Here is a 20,397-nt window from a genome sequence, read left to right as displayed (position 1 = left end):
TGGACAGAGAAAAGGTCTATGGATCAAGACCATAGATCAAAACCCAACCCTCTTCGAACACATGCCATGAGCCAGGGGGCATTATGAAAGTCGATCCAACAGCCCTTTGATGTCGAATTCCAGGACCCAATCATATTTCCAGCACCGCTTGCGCGTAACGCCGATGGCATCCAACGCCGACTTTTCGGGCCGATAGCCATAAGAATCTGCCAGAAAGACTGCGTCCAGATCCGGCTCAATCATCTGTTTAACAACACTTTGGGCCACGCGATCTGCCACTGTTGGCACCCCGAGGATCCGCTGGCCTCCGCTCTTCTTAGGAATGGAGACGGCGCGGACTGGCGGAGGGAAGTAAGTGCCTGAGCTCATCCTGTTCCAGATCTTGTAGAGATTCCTCTTCAGATCGGCCTCGAACTGCTCAATCGTTACTCCATCTTCACCAGCTGCGCCTCCGTTGGATCGCACCTGCAGATAAGCTTCGTACACCTTCTGCTTGCTGATATTGAACGGCTTGCCTTGCGTATCCATCAACGTCCTCCTGTTGCCAGTTGTGTTGATAATACGCCCACCTGATCCGACCTCTTCGCTCCAGCTCCATTACGAGCCTTCATCGCTACTACAGATCGGTCCGTCCCAGTGCCCCGCATCGGTACTCTCGCCTTACGGTCTTCTCCGCTTGTGCTTCTCCCTTTGCATCGGAGCGACTGGTTCCTGCAGTTCCGCGACAACGCCTGCATCCGCTTCACGCCTCCTCAACGCCGGTCGCCGCTTGCCCGGTCACCAGGCATCTGACAAGCTCATCCCAGAGAGACGACACACCTCTGGTTTTGACGACAGGTTGCACGTTACGACGCTTCATCGGAAGGTTCATTTTCATTCGTCTCTCGGATGCGTACCGCCCAAGGTATGCCCTGGACTTACCTCCAACGCTCACGACCACGTCTCTTAAACGCAGCCGCTTGGAGTGGTTTGAGCCCAGCTCCTGAAAGCCGAGCCCGAGGGGCCAACCCTCATCATTATCGCAGCTTCAAGCACACAGTTTGTCAGGCCATATAGACCATCCTTTCCGCGTGCTCTGCAGCACACTGTCGTCGCCATGCAGCCGCTCGGCCGCCAGAACATAGGCGCGGATCAGGTCATGGATCGGCTGCAGCGCCTGAGGTGCCGGATCATCGCCTCGGAGGTTGTCACGACGGCGCGCACCTGTGCGAGGTCGGCCTCGGCGAAATGGGATAACGGCCTGCAGCCAATGGACAGTAGGTCACGGACAAATTATTTGCGCGCAATACTTGCGTACTCAAAACGACAATGATATGAATCCTAAGTAGTGTCAGTTTCATTCTACAATAAAATGACAGCATACCCGCGAAGACATTATGTCGTCGATGGACTATCTTGGCTGTTTATAATGTAGGGATATTTGGATTATATCCAGATCTCCTAACTCACATCAATGTGATCGACGCTGACTTTTAGTGTTTTGCACGGTACAAACTTTCTTTCTAGCGCGTAAGTACATTTCTTGGCGTTAAGCCTTCAGTATCGGTGAGTATAACTCCGTAAAACTCTAAACTTTCGGCCTTGACTAACGTCGTTTCTATAAACTTCTGCGCCTGAGCAAAGCTGAGCGTGCCGAACGGTCGGATCGTGTGGCGCAACCGCGTAGTTCTAAAACGCATATCGATTTGTCGCAGCTGAGGGCGGGCGGATGCATGGACATTAACCCTACATTCAAATTTAGACCTCTCCCTCCGGTCGTGGGAACTCACACCTTTGCGCCAAGCGCAACGGGCAGCCCGCTGGGCGATCTGGAGCTGCTAATTGGCAGATGGGCAGGAAAGGGTTTCAACACCATTTGGCGACCGAACCATACGCCAGGCCAGGACCGGTTCCTTGAACTGAATCTCACAAACGAGATTCTTGAATTTACGGAAATACCCGGCCCGATACCCAATCGCGGTTTTCTGCAGCCGGACATAGAGATGTTCGGCCTGACCTACCTGCAACAGATACAGGATGCGAATAACGGCGCGGGCCTTCACATTGAACCGGGCATCTGGGCGTCCGTACCCCGCACCAGCAACCCACTTGAGGACCCAACCCTAGTGCGCATGGCGTCGATCCCGCATGGTACCACCGTCGTCGCGCAGGGTGCCGTGGTTCCGCCGGTTGCCGGCCCGCCCCTCATGGACAGGGTCGACATCACGCCGTTTCAAATCGGCAGCCCGACCCGGAAGATCAAATTCCCCGAAACCAACCTGACTACGCCGTCGCAGTTTCGGTCGTCTCCTGCCGATATTGTCGGCATTACCCAAGCCATGATTGATGACCCCAATTCCGTGCTCCAGGCGGCATTGACCGGCCGAACGATCACGAATACGCGCGTGCTGAAAGTGTCCTCAGATACAGCTGTTCCCGGCGGCGGAACCTCGAATACTGCGTTTCTTCAAGGCGCCGTCGCAGGCCCCAATGCGGTGGCCGCGTTGATGAACGCCACCTTCTGGATCGAGACGCTTGCCAATCCCGCCGGAGGGGCGGATTTGCAGCAACTTCAATATAGCCAGACGGTATTGTTGAATTTCAACGGCCTGAGTTGGCCGCATGTCTCGGTCGCCACTTTGCAAAAGCAGTAGTCCGTTCCAAAATCTCAGGGGGGGGGGTCACGATATGGCCAGAAAACCGTACCAATTGCTCAAGGGAAGCTGGCGATCTTTGTTGCCTGGGTCCAAGGTTCTTGGCCCGACGCGACCCGAAGAAATTCTGGAAATCACCGTCAAAGTCAGGCGCAAGGCGGAGTTGCCGGACCTGGCCGACTGGCCGAAGGTACCCCTTTCGCGGGGCGAGGCGGCCTCAGCCTATGGCGCTGAGCAATCGGACGTCGATCTGGTGGCCAAAGTATTGACCGCCCACGGACTAACGCTCAAAGGCGCCGACCTTGCAACGCGCAATATTGTCTTTAGCGGACCAATTTCCGCGCTCGAAAGCACGTTTCGGACAAAGCTTTTGCGGTATGATCATGCACAGGGTCAATATCGCGGACGGAAGGGCTCGCTGAACGTTCCGAGTGAATTGGCGAATGTCATTGTTGGGATTTATGGACTCGACAACCGCCGGGTGATCCGTCGGCGCCGGCGCCGATTCAAGGAAATAGCGTCCCTGGCGGCATCTACCAGCAGTCACAGGGGTTTTTTCCCGTCAGAACTTGCAGAATTATATGATTTCCCGCAGGGCACAGGCGCGGGCGAAAGTATCGGCATCCTCGAGTTCGGCGGCGGTTTTTTGCCTGACGATCTGGAGGTGTTTTGCAAACGAGTCGGAGTAGGCATTCCACAGGTCGTCCCGGTGAGCGTCAACCATGCCCCGACCAATTCCGATGATGATGCGGTCGGAGAAGTGATGCTCGATATCGAGATCGTCGCGGGGGTCTGTCCCGAGGCGACCATACCTGTGTATTTCGGACCCGATTTGTCCGAGCGATCACTGATCGACACAGTAGATAAGGCCATTCACGACAACCGGCACAAGCCCGCCGTTCTGTCGATAAGCTGGGGGGATTTCGAGGAATCGGCGACTTGGTCGGACGGGACCCTGGATAGGGTGAACGACGCCTTTCACGAGGCGGCCCTCATGGGCATTACGATATGTGTTGCCGCCGGCGATGACGGCTCCGACGACGGCGCCGGCGATGGGCACGCCCATGTCGATTTTCCATCTTCGAGCCCCTTCGTGCTGGCAGTTGGCGGGACGGACCTGCGTGAGGATATCAGCGGCACGACGGAACGGGTATGGAAGGACGGCGATGGCCGCCGGCCGGCAATTGGTGGCACCGGCGGGGCTACCGGCGGTGGCGTCAGCGCTCATTTCCCGCGGCCCGCGTTCCAGGCGGACATAAATATTGCTTCGGTCAATCCCGCTGCGATCGCCGGCCGCGTTGTTCCCGACGTCGCCGCACACGCACAAACGGACGGACGAACAACCGGCTATGTCGTCGTGCTGCATGGCGCGCCGGGACTCAACGGCGGGACCAGTGCTTCAGCGCCGCTCTGGGCGGCCCTAATCGGCCGTATCAACGCCGCGATCCGCAAGACAAAGGGCCCGAACGCTCGCGTCGGGTACCTCACGCCCCTTCTCTACAAGCCGGTGGTTGGCGGTAAGGCGCTAGGCGCATGGGCGTCCAGGGATATAACTGACGGCGATAACATTTCTGCGACTATCGGCGGCTACCGCGCCGGTGCCGGCTACGACGCGGTGACGGGTTGGGGCTCGCCGATCGGATCCAAATTGCTGACGGCGCTCACACAGATCATTTAACCCGCTTGTATGGACTTAGACCATGCGCTCTCGAATTCGCAGGCATCTTGGCCCGTTGCTCGGTGTCACCTCACCATCGTCGCTGATGCACATCCGGGCGGTCAAAGGCGCATCGACCTCGGCCAAGGTCGAAATTCCAATCGGATTTGCGCCCCGTCAGTACGCGATCCTTTTGCTGCATGTCGCGGCGGAGATCGAACATTCCCTGCTGGTTCAATACCTTTATGCCGCATACAGTCTTGGCGGTGCGGATGTGCCCGAAGCCGACCGCGAACGCGTCGCCCAGTGGCGTGAGGTAATCCTGGGGATTGCCAAGGAGGAGATGGGGCACCTCATGACCGTCCAGAATCTCCTGCATTGCTTGGGCGCGCCTCTCAATTTGAATCGTGAGGACTATCCCTGGGATTCCGATTTTTACCCATTTCCGTTTCAGCTCGAACCACTTACGCCGTTGTCGCTGGCGAAATACATTTATATTGAGGCCCCCTCGCCCGAAGAGTGGACGGGCGACGAAGCCGATGCGATCCGCGCGCTCGTTGAAGACAAGATCGGCGTTGAACGGTTGCATCGCGTCGGTGCGCTTTATGACCAGCTCCAGGCCCTGTTCGAACAGCCGGACCTGATCAGTGACGCCAATTTCGACGGCGCGACGTTCCCGTTCCAGGTGAATTGGGACGAATGGGGCCGTGGCTACAAAGGCGGCGTTAGCGGCAACGCGACCAACGGCATCGCTCCAGAAACACCGGACATTCTGCTCTTGCAGATTACATCACGAACCGACGCGCTTAACGCCATAAAAGCGATCTCTTCGCAAGGCGAAGCGAATCCGACCGCGAGCGACGATGCCTCTTCGCATTTCGCCCGTTTTCTTAAAATTTATCGACATTTCCCTAAGGACAAAAAAAGCCCGGCATTGACGCGCCCGCTGGCGGTGAATCCGGTCGCCACCTCAGTACCGGACGTTGTCTCCGATGCTTCAGCATGCTCGGTTATTACCCATCCACACGCACGCATCTGGGCGGAGTTGTTCAACCTCCGCTACGAAATGCTGCTTTTATGTCTCGCCCACACCTTCAAATATCCCAGCAATATCCTGGTGGATCGGCAAAACACCCCTCGGGGTCTGTTGATCCATTCCACGTTCGGCGAGATGTATAACCTCGGGGCAATTGCCGGAATTCTCGTTCGAACGCCGCTTTCATCGGATAGTGGTCCCCTGAGGGCTGGGCCACCGTTCCAAATGCCTTTTTCCCTAGAGCTGCCGTCGCGCCTCGCCGATATCTGGCGGCAGCACGCCGATCTTCTGACCGCCTCACAGTCGATCATTGAGGCTTTGCTCGTTTCGCCAACTGACGACGCCGAACGCCGCTATCTGGTGTCACTCGGCGAAGCCGACCGGCAAATTGGTGAAACGATACACTCCATACTCAACGACCGCTCAATCGCGCGGCCACTTCAACATCAATATTAGGTGGTGAGACGCTATGGCTATAACTGCACTCATCATCCTGCCTCCGTTGGCAATCGGTCGTTTCGGCTCGTCCTCCCAACCGCTCGAAGCCTATGAACTTGAGGTAAATCCTAACCGGCCGATGGATTTCCGGGATATTCGCCCAAGTCTCTCTCTGGAGGTTGACCCCGACCAGGGCCATGTCGTTCGACAATATACTCCCGAACGGATTCGTTTTCGGGATGGTGAGCGTATCCGTCCCGTCGCGCCGTTCCTCGAAGTATTCGCCAAGACCTCCGCTGATACTCTTGAGCCCGTGACACTAGACTTTTTGCGCACGGAAGGCCTTGGCCCCGAGGCTATAAGTTGGGAAGTCAACGTCGGAAATCTGAAAGTGTTCCGTCAGACCGGCAACGCCGACGACAAGGTATTGGCCGGTACCGGTTCTTTCAGCGATCATGATGTCCATCTGCTCAAGGGAATCAGTCCGAATTTCCTGACCGGAAAATTCATCCCCTTCGGGTCGGTCCGCTACATCCGGCCGACACCTGATTTTCCGCAGATACGGCTTCGTTTCACGCCCGGCTCTGGCCAGGTCTACGGCTCCAGCCTGAAGCGCTTCGAGACAAAGGACCGTGAAGTCGATGATCCTACCTTCGCGGGAGACGACAGTCGCATCGTGTATGATCCAGACAAAGGCAACTGGCGGGGATTCCAGCAGGACACCAGCCTCAAAACCCTTTGCAGCCCAAGTGACATTTACCAGGGTTTTATCGACGACCCGAACAAGCTCGCGATAAGCTGGGGTTATCTGGACGATGTCTGCGATGGCCCCGTTTCGGTGCAATTGAAACTTGCCGACGGCACGATCTTGTCGGCAACTGCCTGGATTAGCGCCTGCATGCCCGCCTTCGCGCCCGATTCCCAACCCGTGCGGACGGTCGCTGATGAGCTCGAGCAGCTTATTTTGGGGCCCGAACCGGATGCGGCTGAGGTGTCGATCGCAGATGCAGCCGAAATCGTGCGCCGGGCCTTGGAGACGATCCGGCTGATGAACACCCGGGTGATGAACGGCAATATCGTCGATGGCCGCACCAACATCGCCCACACCCTGATCACGCAGGACACCAACGACTTCGGCAGGCTCTACGCCCCGATCATGGCGGCTTCCCTCGTCGACAATTTCGCCGTGCGAGCCCTGCACGAACGTGTTCTTATCGCTCTGTCCGGGGGCAAGGCGCCCTGGTTCGCGCGCGCCCTGAGGCAGCCGGAGGACATAGGTGACCTGAGTGATGCGGGCCGGCGTAAGATGCCTCCAATGCTGCGGGGCGCCGACGGGCGCGGCCTGGCCCTTACCCGCCGCCAACTCGCCAAGATCGCCCGCGCCGCGACGGTCGATTTGTTCAAACCTTAAGCACAACAGAGGAAGCTTGCCCGATGTCTGCCAAGATCGATCCGCGGAATCAGATGGCGCAACTGCACTACCGCGCCACCGGAAATCCAGCGAACAGTCTGCCGAACGCTGCGATCTCCAATTGTTTCCCGGGTTTGGAGTATGACTTCAAGGCCTTTTGGCGGCGAGCGTTTGTCGGGATCGTTCTGCTCGAATGCGATAACTATGTCATTGAGACCGATGACGCGTATAAGGAGCTCTTGCATCATCGATTGCTTCGTGTCGAAGACCGTCCTGTGGTCACTACGGCAACCGGCCCGCAGATCCCCGGCGGAGGCGCGGGTCCGCTGGTAACGCCTGGCAATCCGAACGGTGTCGCAGCTATGGAATGGTCGAACGTCTTGACCTTCGCAATGCGCCGCCAGGGAGAGAGTGTGAAATGCTTTTTCACTGAAGATGTCGCGGATGTCTCTGTGCCGATTCCGGACGACCTGGGGGCGATGCTAGAGGTTAACCTCCAGGTGCGGCGCATGTTGGATGGGGAAACCGCAGCGCCCGCCAAAGACCTTTTGAACCCCGGCGAACTGACACAGGGATTGTGCTCGCCTTGGCAACACGACTACCGCGAATGTGCATGCTACTACTGGCCGGCTAGTCGACCGGATTTCGTAAACGTGGAACTCGGAGAAGACGGTCTCAGCCACGGCGACAACTGGATGTCGAAGCGGCGGACGGGCGAATATGCGCTGGATGACCGGCATGACGGCCGGTTTGTGAGCTATGATGATCTTTTCAAAGACTGGGAGCGCATGCTGCACTTCGAGATCAAAGGACGCGATGCCGAGGAATCATGAGTGATAGTCTTATCGCCCCATCGGTCGCTGAACAGCGCCCCGCCCCTTTCTCCGTTCAGGACCTCGTAGCTGGTTCCCGGCCCCGCACGCGCCACGCTCACTGGCAAACCTTCGGCGACCGGCATCAGCTCTTTTTGCCGAATGCCAGCCGCGTCTATACCGTCGAATACGATATCGTAGAGCGCCTGGAGGCGGCATCGCGACTAGGCGACGAGGCTGTTGAGGCGCTGCTCGATGAATTGGGCCTTTGGCTTCCTCCGGTAATCGATGACACGCCGGTGATTTCGCCCTCGCTGTATGCGCTTTCGCTCGCCGTAGCGCAAAAATGCAATCTGGGTTGCGTCTATTGTTATGCCGATGCGGGTGAGTTCAACGGCCCTGCAAAATCCATGAAGCAGGCCACTGCACTTCAGTCGGTGGATTTCCTGCTGGCGGGGCACGAACCCGGCGAACGCGTCAACCTAGCCTTCCTTGGGGGCGAACCCCTCGCCAATCGTCCGGTGTTGCGCGCAGCGACTGAATATGCCGCCCGGCGAGCTGGCGATATGGGCGTGCGCGTTGGTTTTTCTATTACGACCAATGGCACGCTACTTACGAGGGACGACGCCGAGTTCTTTGAGCGCCATGGGTTCGCGGTGACCGTCAGTCTCGACGGCGACGCCCGAACGCACGACCGACAGCGACCATTCAAAAACGGCAAGGCGAGCTACCAACGGATCCTTGACCGCGTGCAGCCTCTACTCGAAATGCAACAAGATATGCAGGTCTCCGTGCGGGCTACCGTTACGCCCGGCGACGCTCGGCTGCGTGAAAGCCTTGATCTGTTTCTCGGCATGGGCTTCCACTCGGTCGGTTTTTCGCCCGTGCTGCGCTCACCTACGGGTGCGGGCGAGATGTCAGCGACGGACTTCGAAGGGCTGCTCGAGGGTATGATAGAATGTGGGCTGGAGTTCGAACGGCGCACCCTGCGCGGAGAACGCTACGCGTTTGCGAACATCGCCAATGCTCTGCGAGAGATCCATAAGGGAAGTCATCGCCCCTACCCCTGCGGCGCCGGCGCCGGCTATCTGGGTGTGGCCGCCGAAGGCAGTCTCGCTGCATGCCATCGATTTGTCGGCGATACAGACGGCGCCATGGGGACTCTCGACATGGGAATTGACCGGGAGAGTCAGAACCGATGGCTCGCCGCGCGACACGTCCATAGTCAGTCACCCTGCGGCGCGTGCTGGGCGCGCTACCTTTGCTCAGGCGGCTGCCATCATGAAGTCATAGCGCGGGGGCGGCCAGCCTGCGACTACATCCGCGGCTGGCTTCATTACGCGTTTCAGGCCTACGGCCGGCTATCCCGGCTGCGCCCGGAATGGTTCAATGGCCTGGCAGTCGATGAGTAATGCAGACGGCCTCGTGCATCGGCTCATTTGACGTCTGCGTGGTTGGCGGCGGACCGGCCGGTTCGGTAGCTGCGCTTAAACTGGCCAGGATGGGCCATAGGGTTTGTGTGGTCGAGCAGAGTCCGTTTCCGAGATTTCACGTCGGGGAATCTCTCTCGCCCGGTATCTGGCCTATTTTGGACGTAATGGACCTTGCTCAAGCCGTCCAAGGCCTCAATATCATCCGGCGCAACGTGGCCTTCATCCGATGGGCGACAGGCGACGTCGAGCGGATACGGTCCACGGACAAGTTCGGCAATACCCTGATTGATCGCGGCGTATTCGACGAACTTCTGCTCGACCGGGCGCGAAATGAGGGCGTTACTGTCTTTCAGCCGGCGCGTGCATTCAACGTCTGCTTTGATGATGGCGGAGGCACGGTCGATTTGGCCGTGGCCGGCAAGAAGGTCGCGTGCATCGCAGCCAGCTATCTGATTGACGCATCCGGACGCGGGAAAGGTTTGGGCGGTAGGGTCGTTCGCCTGTCACCCAAAACCATAGCGATTTGCGGTCACTTTGATAGAGGCCCGCTGGACAACGCAGCTCTGCTGGAAGCCATATCGGACGGCTGGTGTTGGGGCGCGCCTGTTCCAGGCGGCCTTTTTAGCGCCATGATATTTGTGGACCCCAGCAGCATACGCGCGAGTTCACTCCGTCCGGAGACCTTTTTCCGGACGAGGCTCTCGGACACACGGCTGTTCGGCGCGTTTGGTGACCTCCCTTTGGTCAGGCGCGTTTTTGGCCGAGACGCGTCCATTTTCCGCACTGCGGAGCCGGAGACGTCGCGTGTGCTCCGGGCCGGCGAAGCGGCCTATACCGTCGACCCCCTATCGTCGTCAGGCGTCGAACGCGCCTTGCGGTCCGGCCTAGACTCCGCGATCGTGGTGCACACAATGTTAGCGCGACCGGAAAGAACTCCGTCATGTGTGCAATATTATTTTGATCGCCTTCATGAAGCGATTCAGTCACATAGCCAATGGTCCGCAGATTTTTATGGCGAAGTGACCCGCTTTGCGGCGATGCCGTTTTGGCGGGCGCGATCCACCCCCAAGCCCCCCGTCCTACGCTCATCGGAGATTGCCCAATTGCCTCCTTCGTTCGATGTCTCCGCTGGCTTGCCGCTGACACTGTCGGACGACATTCAATTCGTCGAAACACCATGTGTTATGGGAAATGAGATAGAAATGCGCATGGCCGCAAAGAGCGCGATCATGGACAGGCCAGTTGTATTTGTCGGCGGAATGGAGCTGGCACCTTTACTAAACAGCATTCACGGCAGCATATCCGCCGAAGAAATTTGCAAATTGTTCCGAGGACAAAATAGTAATGCGAACGCCGGAGGCACCTTGCGCTGGCTAGTGAGAAATAAATTTTTGTCCGCCGCATGATCTTGAGATGATTCCGTTGGAATGCCCCGCCGGGCGGCATAGTGCCATCCTGGTACGAGACGCTCCCCATAGACTGCAAGGTCTCTGATCTTAACTGTGAACTTCGGCTGTGACGCGAGAGCTGCGGTGATCTTTGAGATTATATAAGCTTTGAGATAACAGAAGTTATAGATCTTCGGAGAAAGGCCGTGCCAATTTTCGAATTCGGCGTTCAGGAGCCGCGAGAGGCATGGGCATTTTTGCATCGCGAGACCCGCTACGGTCGCCCCGAGATGCTTTTGGTAGACGGCGCGCCTATCCAGTTCTGCTTGGAGCTTTGTCGCTCCAGACCTCGCGGCCGAATACGTGGCCGCGTTGAGAGCTGCTATCGATAGCGGAAAGTGGGACGAGCGATATGGCCAACTCCGTGAGCAACGGCTTTACAGCGGATCGCTTTGCTTGTTTGTGTCGCGAAACTGACGTCGAGCCCATCCAATTAGTAGGTCGACCCTACGTCTCTTCCGTTATAGCACCATCGGGCGATCGAAACCCAAACAGTTCTCCACGCCATTCGCCGACTTCATTGAAATAAAAGCCGATGAAATCGTGCCTTGCGAATACGGCTTCGTTGTCCATGTACGGCCTCCCCCCCTTACCGCCATCCTTCTCAACCCACACAATCCAGACTGGATGGAAGCCCCTGTCCTTCGCAAACTTCTCGAGCACGTCTGCCCTAACAACCGTCGCACCATCTGAAGAAAGCGACTTCGCATGCGCAAACGCGGGTCGACCGTCAGCTGACACGAAAAACGTCGACCACGCGTCCGCCGGCTTGAGTTCTCCGGACGCTACCAGAGCGATGGAAGGGACAGCGAAGTCCGTCTCGCTCGACGTGCCACTGAAATCATACTCCCCGAACTTGGGTGTGTAGCTTTCGGCAAAGCGTGCAAATTTTAGGCCGCCGATCCGTGAATGCAGAGGGAACTCGTGGGCTTCCGTTGCGTGTTCGTAACTTCTCTGGCCAAAAAAGCTCTTATTGTCGCGCCCGCTCTCGAAAACGTCGCCATCATCCCCGCCAAGAACCTTCGTGTTGAGTTGGATCAATTTTGCGAGATCCTCTTGCCTAAAAAGCACGAGCTCCACTCCATACTGCGCGTTTCTGAACGGCGCAGTGGAATGAAGATTGTCCATATACTTCGCATTGCGAACAAAGCTCCGCTGTAAGTACCATTCCTGCCCGCTGGCGTCCGTCTGAACAAGAAACGGAACGACGTCTGGAATATCGATGAGGGACTTTGTCCAGTCGACGTTCTCACGCGGGCTCGAGGGCGTGAAGTTGAGCACCGGAAACGTAATACCGTCGGGAAAGAAGGACGTCGCCAACCTGCTGAAATCGCCTGCAAGAAACGTCGGATCAATATCGGGTTTTTCGAAATCCTCCATATGTTCGAGAACGGTCGGAGGCTCATACCAATCGACGTACCAGTGATAGTCTGCCAAGTAGCCGATCAGTTCCTGATGAGCGATATGTTGATACTTCTTGCCTATCCGTTCGACCTGGTGAGAACCGCGGCCGTACGAAGCCCTCAACGCGTTACGTTCGATATCGCCGTGGATGTTTGAATTCCATCCGAGATCAACGGTGCGCTGAACAACCCAATAACGCGCTTTCAGGATCGAAAATTTCTCGATTTGGCTATCGCGCCGAGACACCAGCGGGTCCAGTTCGCTGAACCGCTCTCTGAGCTCCGGCGACAAGATCGACACCAACGTCGCCACCAGACCGTCGTAAGTGTCTTGGAGGCGGCGCTCTTCCTCCTCACTCTCCACCTGATCGACTTTCTCCGCTGCAACACTTTCGATCAGTGATCCAACCGCGTCCTCCGCATCTGACAGTCCTGCAATAAGCTTCGACATCGATGTCTCGGCTTGCAGCGCGAGAACGCTCTCGAGTTTGTTTCGAAGCGTCCCGGCACGAGCTGTGAACTCTTCGGCGTCTCGCCAAAAGAGTTCGATTTCCGCTTCGCGCGAAAGCGGAGGCACTGTACCTCTCGGTTCCGCGGAAAAGCTGCTGTCAATCCCAGACATAGTATAGCGGCCGAAGTCGCCCACCATGGTCGGCGGTTCGCTTCCGCGCGGCTCGGACAGATACCCAGCGACCGAACCGAAGATCTCCCTTGCTTGGTCATGTATCGACACCAGGTCTTCGAGGCTCGGCCATTTCGAGATCGGATCGGAGGCATATGGCGGTTTTGAGCGCTCGACAGCTCCATCTTCCAGTGAAATCCCTCGGTTCAACGCATGCCCGACTATCAGGCTCGCGTATCGTCTCACCCAGGCATGGCGTTCCACAGGAACTTTGGCGAATACCATCCGGTCGGCAGCCACCGCGGCGGATCGCACGATCGATGGATCGACGCAATTCAGGACCCCAGCCATTGCGGCCGCCAATACTCGCTCTCTGACATAGGGATCGTCCCAATCACGAAACTCTTCAATCACGGTCGGAATTTCGGCCGGATAGTGGATTAGAAGGCTCGACAGCGCCTTTGTTGCACTATCGCGAACCTCACGATCCATAGTCGAAGTCATCAATCCCAAAGTAGTGGCAACGAGATGGATCTTCTCGGGAGATAGATTTGCGGCAGGTGCGATCCATGCCCAATTGATCAAGTCCTGCACGATCGACCAATCATCATCGTAGGTCTCGGTCTTATTTACCAGATATACCGACCATGTCGCGTCGCGCTCGCCAAGCTTCATAGTTGCGAGTGTTCGTTTCAAATATCGCGCGTTCAGGCGGCAATATGGGTCTGTTGCAAGGCGCAGGAGCAGATCGAACCAAACATCGTCAGCCAGCGACGATGTGCCATCCTCTAGATCGTTTCGAAGCGCCTCGATCAGTGCCTGTGTTTCCGAGGTAATCTCATTTCCCTGACGCCACCTGAGAGACGACACGAGGTCATCGATCCCCATAAACAGGAACTCGTCCAGGTCAGGCTCGAGGTTTGGCAGCTCTTTTCCAAACCGAAGTGGCGTTAAAGCGAAGAGAGCCACGCGCGGCCCAGTGAATTGCCACTGACGACCTTCATCGAACAGATAGTGATACTTCCCTCCGGACTTTATCGCGGCCGCCAGCTTCTGCGGTGATCCCGTTGCCCTGGTAATGGCGTCGGCGACGAAGTAGTCGCTGAATTTTTGGAAAGCAAACGACACACGTTTCTCACCAGCACCACGAGTGAAATAGGGAGCGTCCAGCAACATCCCTTCGTCGATCAACCGCGTCAGCAAGCGATCAGCCGATTTCGCTGGTGGCGCGAGATCGGTCACCTCCTCGCAAATCTTGTTGGCCACGTTAAATTCGACGTACTCGCTTTCCTGCTCCGCCATAACTGCCGCGAGACGCCAGGCCACCTCGATAAGTTTGCCGTCTCCTCGTTCGATACGCTGATATCCCTTCGTTGTCAGATTGATTTCGATCGCGTCCAACCAAAACACTATCAACTCGCCAATGGAATCTAGGCCGCGCGGAAACGCCGTCTTGTTTGTAGATTGCAGGAAGTCGACTGCGGTGGTCAGGAAAAGCGGGTTATACAAGATATCTCGCAATTCAAAGATCGGCGCGGACGGGCGCTCTATCTTATGCCTGTCGAGATATTCGCGAGCCGCTTCTCCGAGATTTCCGGCGAAACCCGTATGGCTAATCTGCACCAGTTCGAGATCAGACCGTACGCACAGATCCTTGTAAGCACTCCGGACGGTCACGCAGAAACCGATGCAGTCAAACGCCTTCAACTGCGGTAGTAAAGCCGCCAGACCGGCGTTCCATCCCGCGGCGTTGAAACTCTCATTTATGCCATCGAGTGCGAGTAACGCGGGGCAACCGCTGGCCTTGGCAGCGGCATTGACCGCGCCAAGGAAGACGTCGAAGCGAAGGTCCTTTAGGTCAAGATACTCTAGGATTTCGCTTTCAGGCTTGTCACCGTTGTCCAGCGTCCGACCCGGAACAAAAATCGCGGGGAAACCGCCTTGAACATGACGTTGGACCTCGCGCGCGATAAGATGCGACTTTCCAATCCCTGCTTCTCCCCCGACGAGCAGAAAGGGTGTGTGAAAAAGCTCGACCTCGCTGACGGAAAAGACCGACGCGCAACCGTTTATCCTGCCACGCAAGTCACCAAGAAGTTTCCGCACGTCGCCGCCATAGACATAGACCTCACGCTCGCCCTCAGGTTTCGTGGGGTCTTCCCGGGTCATGAAGCGGGCGTGGTTGAGGACGAAATCGACAGAAGGGTCTCGGTCAAGCGATCGCAGGCGCTTGAGGAGGTCGGTAACCTGACCTTGCCGCAGAGCCGAAAGGTCAGCTTGTTCAAGAGATTGGGAAATTTCGCTCAATGCTGCCGAAGTCGCGTTGAAGTCCCCAATATGGCCGTCGTCAGCCGGCAATAGGCGAATTGATTTCATAAGCATCTCGATGGAACTCCGGAGACCGGTCGAGACACTCTTCAAGCGTTCAGACACTTCGGGATGTCTTTCGAGAATCTTCAAGGAGTTCCCGATCTTTACATCTACGTGGTCAACCTCCCGGTAGCGCTTTCCTATGTAGCCGAGGCTCTTCTCCAACTGGCGCTCAAACCACTTCTGATCGAGAACAGCTTGGTCGAACCAGTAGAGACGCATTCCGGCATGGGCGGGGTCACCCCTCTGTAGACGTGAAACGAAGTACGTATCGTCCCAAAGGACGATTTCTACTGTCCGATTCTCCGCCGCCGCCAAATCTTTGCACCAAGTCTTGAAACCTTGCCAGTTCTTGGTCTGCGTTTCATTTTCTCCTTCGGCGTGACCAGAGAGATTGCGAGGAATGGCGACGTAATATTTCTCTAACTTTGGGTAGTTGGAGAGGGCCGACTTGAAGGACTTTTTCAATTGGCCGACTTCCGAGGAACCGAAGCCATCCGGAAAATATTTCGATTGCCAGCCCCAGACCCGGGCATCGGGAAAACGCGCAAGAAGTTCGACACCCCCATCCGCGCCTGGACCGCGATGCTCAATCTCGGACGCGCCTTCCGGAGGCTCCGCAAGAACAAGTTGGCGAGTAAGCTCTTCGAAGCCGTCGTTCTGCGAATTCCTATGATTGCGAATATTGCGGAAATTGATGTCTGGATTTGGCACGCTTGCTTCTCGGCTGCGATTGAGGTCTTCAGTTCATAGAAAACGTTGGGTTGTATATGTAGAGTCTCGAACGGATGCCTTCAAGGCGATCGCTTTGCGAGACTGGAACAAATGATCTTGGTTGCCTTTGCGTCGTGACTTGTTACGGTTTGCAATCCGTACTGAGTTTTGCGGGAAGCGGGTGATTGGCATCGACCAAGGGGCGCCTGTTTGCTTGAGGCTAGAGCGGTCGGCGGCTGGTTCAGCGGGATGCTCCTTTACCCGCACGTAAATTCATCAAGTGCGTAACCACACTGATTTCCTCCATTGGTTATGAGTCTTCGCCATTTTGCCGGAGCGCCGCCGCAGATTAGGGGTGCCAGCTTGTCCTCTGGCGGTGCGCCGCAGCCGTACCATATTTGGTGCGTACCATGGCATCCTCCCTCAAACTCGCCGATACAAACAACCTTTGTGAAGGAAGGTGGTGGCGGCGTAGGCCCTGGTGCGGGTGCAGGTGAGGGCGAGGCCGCAGGCGTGGCGACTGGGGACTTTGCCGACGCTTCTTGTGGCGGGGCGACAAAGAAGGCCATCGAAAATTGACCTCCCGCTTCCAGAGCTGTTGCGTCGAGCTCAACGTCACTTCCGTTTCCGTCCTGAGCGTTCGGTGCGCAGAGAGTTCCTGACTTGTAATAATCTTTCTCTGTGCCAGGCATTACAATTAAATCAGTCGGTTTAAAAGATAGGTCAAGTTTGGCTGGAGGTTTTACCGCGACAAAATAGTAACGGCATTGCAGATTTGAAAGATGCGCCACTTTAAAAGATCGGGTCTCATTTTGGCGAATTTCTTCACCGTCTATACTGGCCGGTAATGGCGTTGCCGAGCGAAATAAAACATTTCCTCGTGCTTCGAAAAAATCGCTCCACAGCTGGTCTGGTAGCGATTGAAATCGCTTCGCATCCCGGTCTGCTGTTTTTTGGGCGGCGTCCTCAACCAACCGCAGAACTTCCAACCCCGCGCCGATGCAGACGATCACTCCGGCAAATATAAGGAATTGTATACTATTCGCTTTGCTAAATATCATCAAAATTGTCGCGCACACCGCGAGCGCTAACCCAACACCAATCGTTCCAAAGCTTAAATAACGACCGAGCGCGGTTACGAAATCGGGGGAGAAGACCGACGCGGAATCGCCCGAAGGCGTATTCGCAGCGGCCCGCGCAGCGTCGATCAAAATCGAGTACATACTCCGGCTCCCACACTAAATGTAGAATAGTTTCGGCTGAAAACTGAAGGAGTGCAAGGCCCGGCGGTGATGCCTGCCTGGAGACGTGCTGATCACGAGGATCGCCGCCGCCAGCGCCAAGCGGGGGCGCATTTTTTGCCATAACCAGCGCCTCGTGCAGGCGACTGTCCAGCGTCTCGGGATAGATCCCCTTGCTGCCGGTTTCGGTGTCGATCAGCTCGGACAGCAGATATCGACGCTCGCCGAGACCAATCCCGCACAGATCGTGGCCGTCGAAGTAAAGCAAATCGAAAGCGAAGAAGATGGCCTCACCTGCGTTTCGCGTGCCGCCACGGCCGCCGAGTACATGTTGCAAGGCGCCAAAATCGGATCGGCCCTGCTCGTCCAGAACGACTGCTTCACCGTCGAGTATCGCGGTGCCGACCTCAAGACGCTTTGCGTCCGCCACGATCGACCGAAAGCGGTGTGTCCAGTCATGGCCGCCGCGGGTGATGATGCGCACCCGCGCGGTTCGATATGAATAGCCAGGCGGTAGCCGTCCCATTTTATCTCATAGATCCAATTGGAACCCTCTGGCGGTTTTGGCCTGGAGAGCGCCAAACACGGCTCTACTCGGCATGGGATCGAACGGCAATCGCGGCTGTTTGGGATCGCGGGGGTTTGTGTGGCCGGCTCCGGAGCGGTGCATCCGGATCAGCGAGCAGCGGCTTGGATGACTTACGCGGAGACTTTGCCATCAAGCGAGTTCAACAGGAAATGCTTAAGGAGTCGAGTGTAGGACTGCAACTGTGCGCACCAAAAAGGTGGCGCTAGTGAGGTTCAAACCTTGATTACCGCAGATCCCACAGCATCTGCCATTGCAGCGATCCATTCATGTGATGGATCTTTGGGCGTACCTTTGATCATCGCGTAGGCAGGATTCTTCTTGCTACTGTTTACGTGGGTCACCTTCACCGCAAGCTTGTGCTTAGTGCCCAGCGCCCTCATCGTGCCCACGTTTAATTTAACGAAATAGTCGTCTTTCCCAATCTTGAGGGGCATAGCGCGCGCGGCCGCGCCAATTTGCTGCTGGGCGGTGCCATCGAAGAATTCGATGTATGACGATGATAGGTATGTTTCGTTGATTTCCGTTCTCAGCGTAAACAGCCGCGGATGCACACCAACGACCGTCTTTCCGTCACGGATTGTCCGATTCCGCGGGCAATGCCTCAAAACGTGGTGCGCATCCACAATCGGCTTTTCTCCCATCGACTATCGGTCCAGCAACATTTTTGCCGTGCGCACGAATGTCACCAATGGACTCTTTCCAGTCGATAGCTCTACTCCATCTGCATCCGCGAGCTTGGATGTCCAATGGACAAACTCATCGGGCATGAAAGCGGCAGTAAGCAGATTTTCTCCGCGTTTGTAGGCCGCGAGCAGATTGCCTCCGTCGTCAAAGCCTAGAGAGGTCCAATCCGATCGGCGCGCCTCAATAAGCCACTTTAGGAAATTGATGTACGACGGCAAGGAAGGATACTTGTCCTCCTCATACCAGCCGTCAGGATCAAGAAGAAAATCAAGTTCGCCAAAGAGCCTTTCGCGCTCTTCGAAACCCATATACATCGCGTATCGAGAAGTCGCTATTTTGAGCGAAATAGCAACCGATGAAAGCTGGGACTGAAGGTCAGCATCGACATCCTCGACACGCTTTGAGATATCCTGACGTCGTTTCGCCGACTCCCGTTGTAAAAAGTCATTATAGCTTGGCATCGATGGTCCTGGCTGACCATAGCCTCTATCGAGCGAAATTGCGGCACTACTTAGCATTGAATAGCGTCCTGCTCTTGTCTGTAATTAGGCTCTCGAAAACCTTGTTTTTGAGTTGCTGAGTTAGCGCAAATTTATCCATCAAAAGCTCGCGCTTTAATGGAATATCGCGATTCTCAACAATATCAATATCTAAGATTAAAGATTGATGCTTCAATAACACAGGGTCAGAGCGGACACAATTTACTATCACAAGCATTCCAGTTTCTTGGTCGCTAACCTCCAGCCTGGTCGCCTCGGCTGCCCAATTTTCACTCAAGAATGAAGGTGCCGCAGGATATATATTCAAATATTCTTTGATGTCTACTGGATCGCCAGTCTGCGAAGGCACATCAATTCTATTTATGTAACGAACGCCCATACGTTCCCATTGCCGAACGCCAGTGATCTTTTCCATAATATCAAGATTGCGCTCGAAGTTGCTTAATAGATAATGCCAGTGCGTGTAAGGTGCCAGCCGAGATGCGACAAACGACTTTCGGTTGACAATCGCGACATCTGCGCCGTCGGCGCTGAACAACCGATACCATTCGCGGCGGGAGGAGATTTCCGGCGTTGCGGACTTCCCATACACTCGGATCTGTACATCATAGTCCGCTAATTCTTCTAGGCGGCTATATTTCCCTTCTAGCTTCTTGGCCACGCGCTGCATCTCGCGGTCCGAGAACCTTTCGACCGGCACGAGCTCGATCATCGCCTCGATCACTGGGGGCTTTGCATATCCGGTCATTTCACATCCACAGCGCAGTTTGCCTTTACGGCATCAACGATACGTCTCTGCAAGTGTCAAGATGCCGCTCGTTCAATCTCAAAGACCGCCGCGCGCGTCCGCACACTTGAAATCTCGACGACTGTATTGACTCTCGGGCGAACGAGAACATAATGAGAACAAATTGACGCCAACACTCGTTGCCAATCAATTCTGCCGACCAATATCAACGATGAATGCTCCTCTGCCAACAGACGAGAAGGAAGATGTTTGCCCAATGACGTCGTGTGGATGGAGGTCGCGTTCCGAACGCCTGGTTCGCCGGCGACGAGGATCAGCCGCTCATGGCCTTTGCCGGCATATGGGTGCCGCAGTCGCGATCTGTTCGGAAGGTCAAGGAAGGGGAGGTAACGATCGACCTGTATGGTTTTCTAACAACCGAGGCGAATAGGGCCGTTGGCGAAATTCACGAAAAGGCAATGCCCGTTGTCCTCAAAACGCAGGAGGAAATCGAATTATGGATGACCACCCCCTGGGAGGAAGCAAAACGGCTTCAGCGACCGCTGCCCGACGACGAACTGCTCTTGCTACTGCCGGAGAGTTTACCCGCTTGATCGACGCCTGAAGACCACTACGAGACAGCGCGAACCGATTCACTTTGAGCGCAAATAGGAGTAGC

The 20,397-nt window shown here is 56.1% G+C and carries 13 protein-coding genes and 2 pseudogenes; 8 read left to right on the top strand and 7 right to left on the bottom strand.

What is annotated here, in order from left to right:
• Positions 1-87: 87 nt before the first annotated feature.
• Positions 88-528, bottom strand: a pseudogene (locus PY650_RS05970) (reverse transcriptase domain-containing protein); the annotation flags it as partial.
• A gap of 1,184 nt (positions 529-1,712) precedes the next feature.
• On the opposite strand from PY650_RS05970, the gene PY650_RS05965 reads away from it, so the two are divergent.
• From PY650_RS05965 to qhpG, 7 genes are all read left to right on the top strand, one after another.
• Positions 1,713-2,633: a heme-binding protein gene (locus PY650_RS05965; RefSeq protein ID WP_285878123.1), complete on the top strand. Its 921-nt coding sequence runs from the start codon at positions 1,713-1,715 to the stop codon at positions 2,631-2,633.
• Between the two features lie 82 nt (positions 2,634-2,715).
• Entirely contained in the window at positions 2,716-4,311 is a 1,596-nt protein-coding gene (locus tag PY650_RS05960) for a S53 family peptidase (protein WP_285878113.1), read from the top strand.
• A 22-nt stretch (positions 4,312-4,333) separates the two neighbouring features.
• Complete coding sequence (locus tag PY650_RS05955) at positions 4,334-5,782, top strand: ferritin-like domain-containing protein (RefSeq protein WP_285878112.1); 1,449 nt, start codon at positions 4,334-4,336, stop codon at positions 5,780-5,782.
• 13 nt (positions 5,783-5,795) lie between these two features.
• On the top strand, positions 5,796-7,175 hold the full coding sequence (locus PY650_RS05950; protein ID WP_285878111.1) for a hypothetical protein: 1,380 nt from the start codon (positions 5,796-5,798) through the stop codon (positions 7,173-7,175).
• Positions 7,176-7,198: 23 nt separating this feature from the next.
• A complete protein-coding gene (locus PY650_RS05945; RefSeq protein ID WP_285878110.1) occupies positions 7,199-8,008 on the top strand; it encodes a hypothetical protein in 810 nt (269 codons plus the stop codon).
• Positions 8,005-9,399: a radical SAM/SPASM domain-containing protein gene (locus tag PY650_RS05940; protein WP_285878109.1), complete on the top strand. Its 1,395-nt coding sequence runs from the start codon at positions 8,005-8,007 to the stop codon at positions 9,397-9,399. The genes PY650_RS05945 and PY650_RS05940 overlap by 4 nt, the downstream gene beginning before the upstream one ends.
• Positions 9,399-10,826: a flavin-dependent monooxygenase QhpG gene (gene qhpG, locus PY650_RS05935; protein WP_285878108.1), complete on the top strand. Its 1,428-nt coding sequence runs from the start codon at positions 9,399-9,401 to the stop codon at positions 10,824-10,826. The genes PY650_RS05940 and qhpG overlap by 1 nt, the downstream gene beginning before the upstream one ends.
• A 489-nt stretch (positions 10,827-11,315) precedes the next feature.
• On the opposite strand, the gene PY650_RS05930 is transcribed toward qhpG, so the two are convergent.
• The 6 genes and pseudogenes from PY650_RS05930 to PY650_RS05905 form a co-directional block, all read right to left on the bottom strand.
• Positions 11,316-15,977 (bottom strand): NACHT domain-containing protein, encoded by a 4,662-nt coding sequence (locus PY650_RS05930; protein WP_285878107.1) that lies wholly within the window; start codon positions 15,975-15,977, stop codon positions 11,316-11,318.
• Positions 15,978-16,234: 257 nt separating this feature from the next.
• Entirely contained in the window at positions 16,235-17,200 is a 966-nt protein-coding gene (locus tag PY650_RS05925) for a hypothetical protein (protein WP_285878126.1), read from the bottom strand.
• A 193-nt stretch (positions 17,201-17,393) separates the two neighbouring features.
• Positions 17,394-17,937: pseudogene (locus PY650_RS05920) on the bottom strand (ATP-dependent DNA ligase); the annotation flags it as partial.
• Positions 17,938-18,019: 82 nt separating this feature from the next.
• The gene (locus tag PY650_RS05915; protein ID WP_285878106.1) at positions 18,020-18,448 is read right to left on the bottom strand and encodes a hypothetical protein; all 429 of its coding nucleotides are present in this window, start codon (positions 18,446-18,448) and stop codon (positions 18,020-18,022) included.
• Positions 18,449-18,451: 3 nt separating this feature from the next.
• Positions 18,452-19,009 (bottom strand): hypothetical protein, encoded by a 558-nt coding sequence (locus tag PY650_RS05910; RefSeq protein WP_285878105.1) that lies wholly within the window; start codon positions 19,007-19,009, stop codon positions 18,452-18,454.
• The gene (locus PY650_RS05905; protein WP_285878104.1) at positions 18,999-19,739 is read right to left on the bottom strand and encodes a TIGR04255 family protein; all 741 of its coding nucleotides are present in this window, start codon (positions 19,737-19,739) and stop codon (positions 18,999-19,001) included. Before PY650_RS05905 ends, PY650_RS05910 begins: the two co-directional genes overlap by 11 nt.
• A 266-nt stretch (positions 19,740-20,005) precedes the next feature.
• Here PY650_RS05905 and PY650_RS05900 point away from each other — a divergent pair, with 266 nt between their 5' ends.
• Entirely contained in the window at positions 20,006-20,332 is a 327-nt protein-coding gene (locus PY650_RS05900) for an SOS response-associated peptidase family protein (protein WP_349644478.1), read from the top strand.
• Positions 20,333-20,397 lie beyond the last annotated feature (65 nt).

Source organism: Martinezella calliandrae (genome assembly GCF_030272695.1).
GTDB lineage: Bacteria > Pseudomonadota > Alphaproteobacteria > Rhizobiales > Rhizobiaceae > Rhizobium > Rhizobium calliandrae.
The sequence above is the reverse complement of the archived record's forward strand: the minus strand, read 5'-3'. Positions and strand labels throughout refer to the sequence as shown.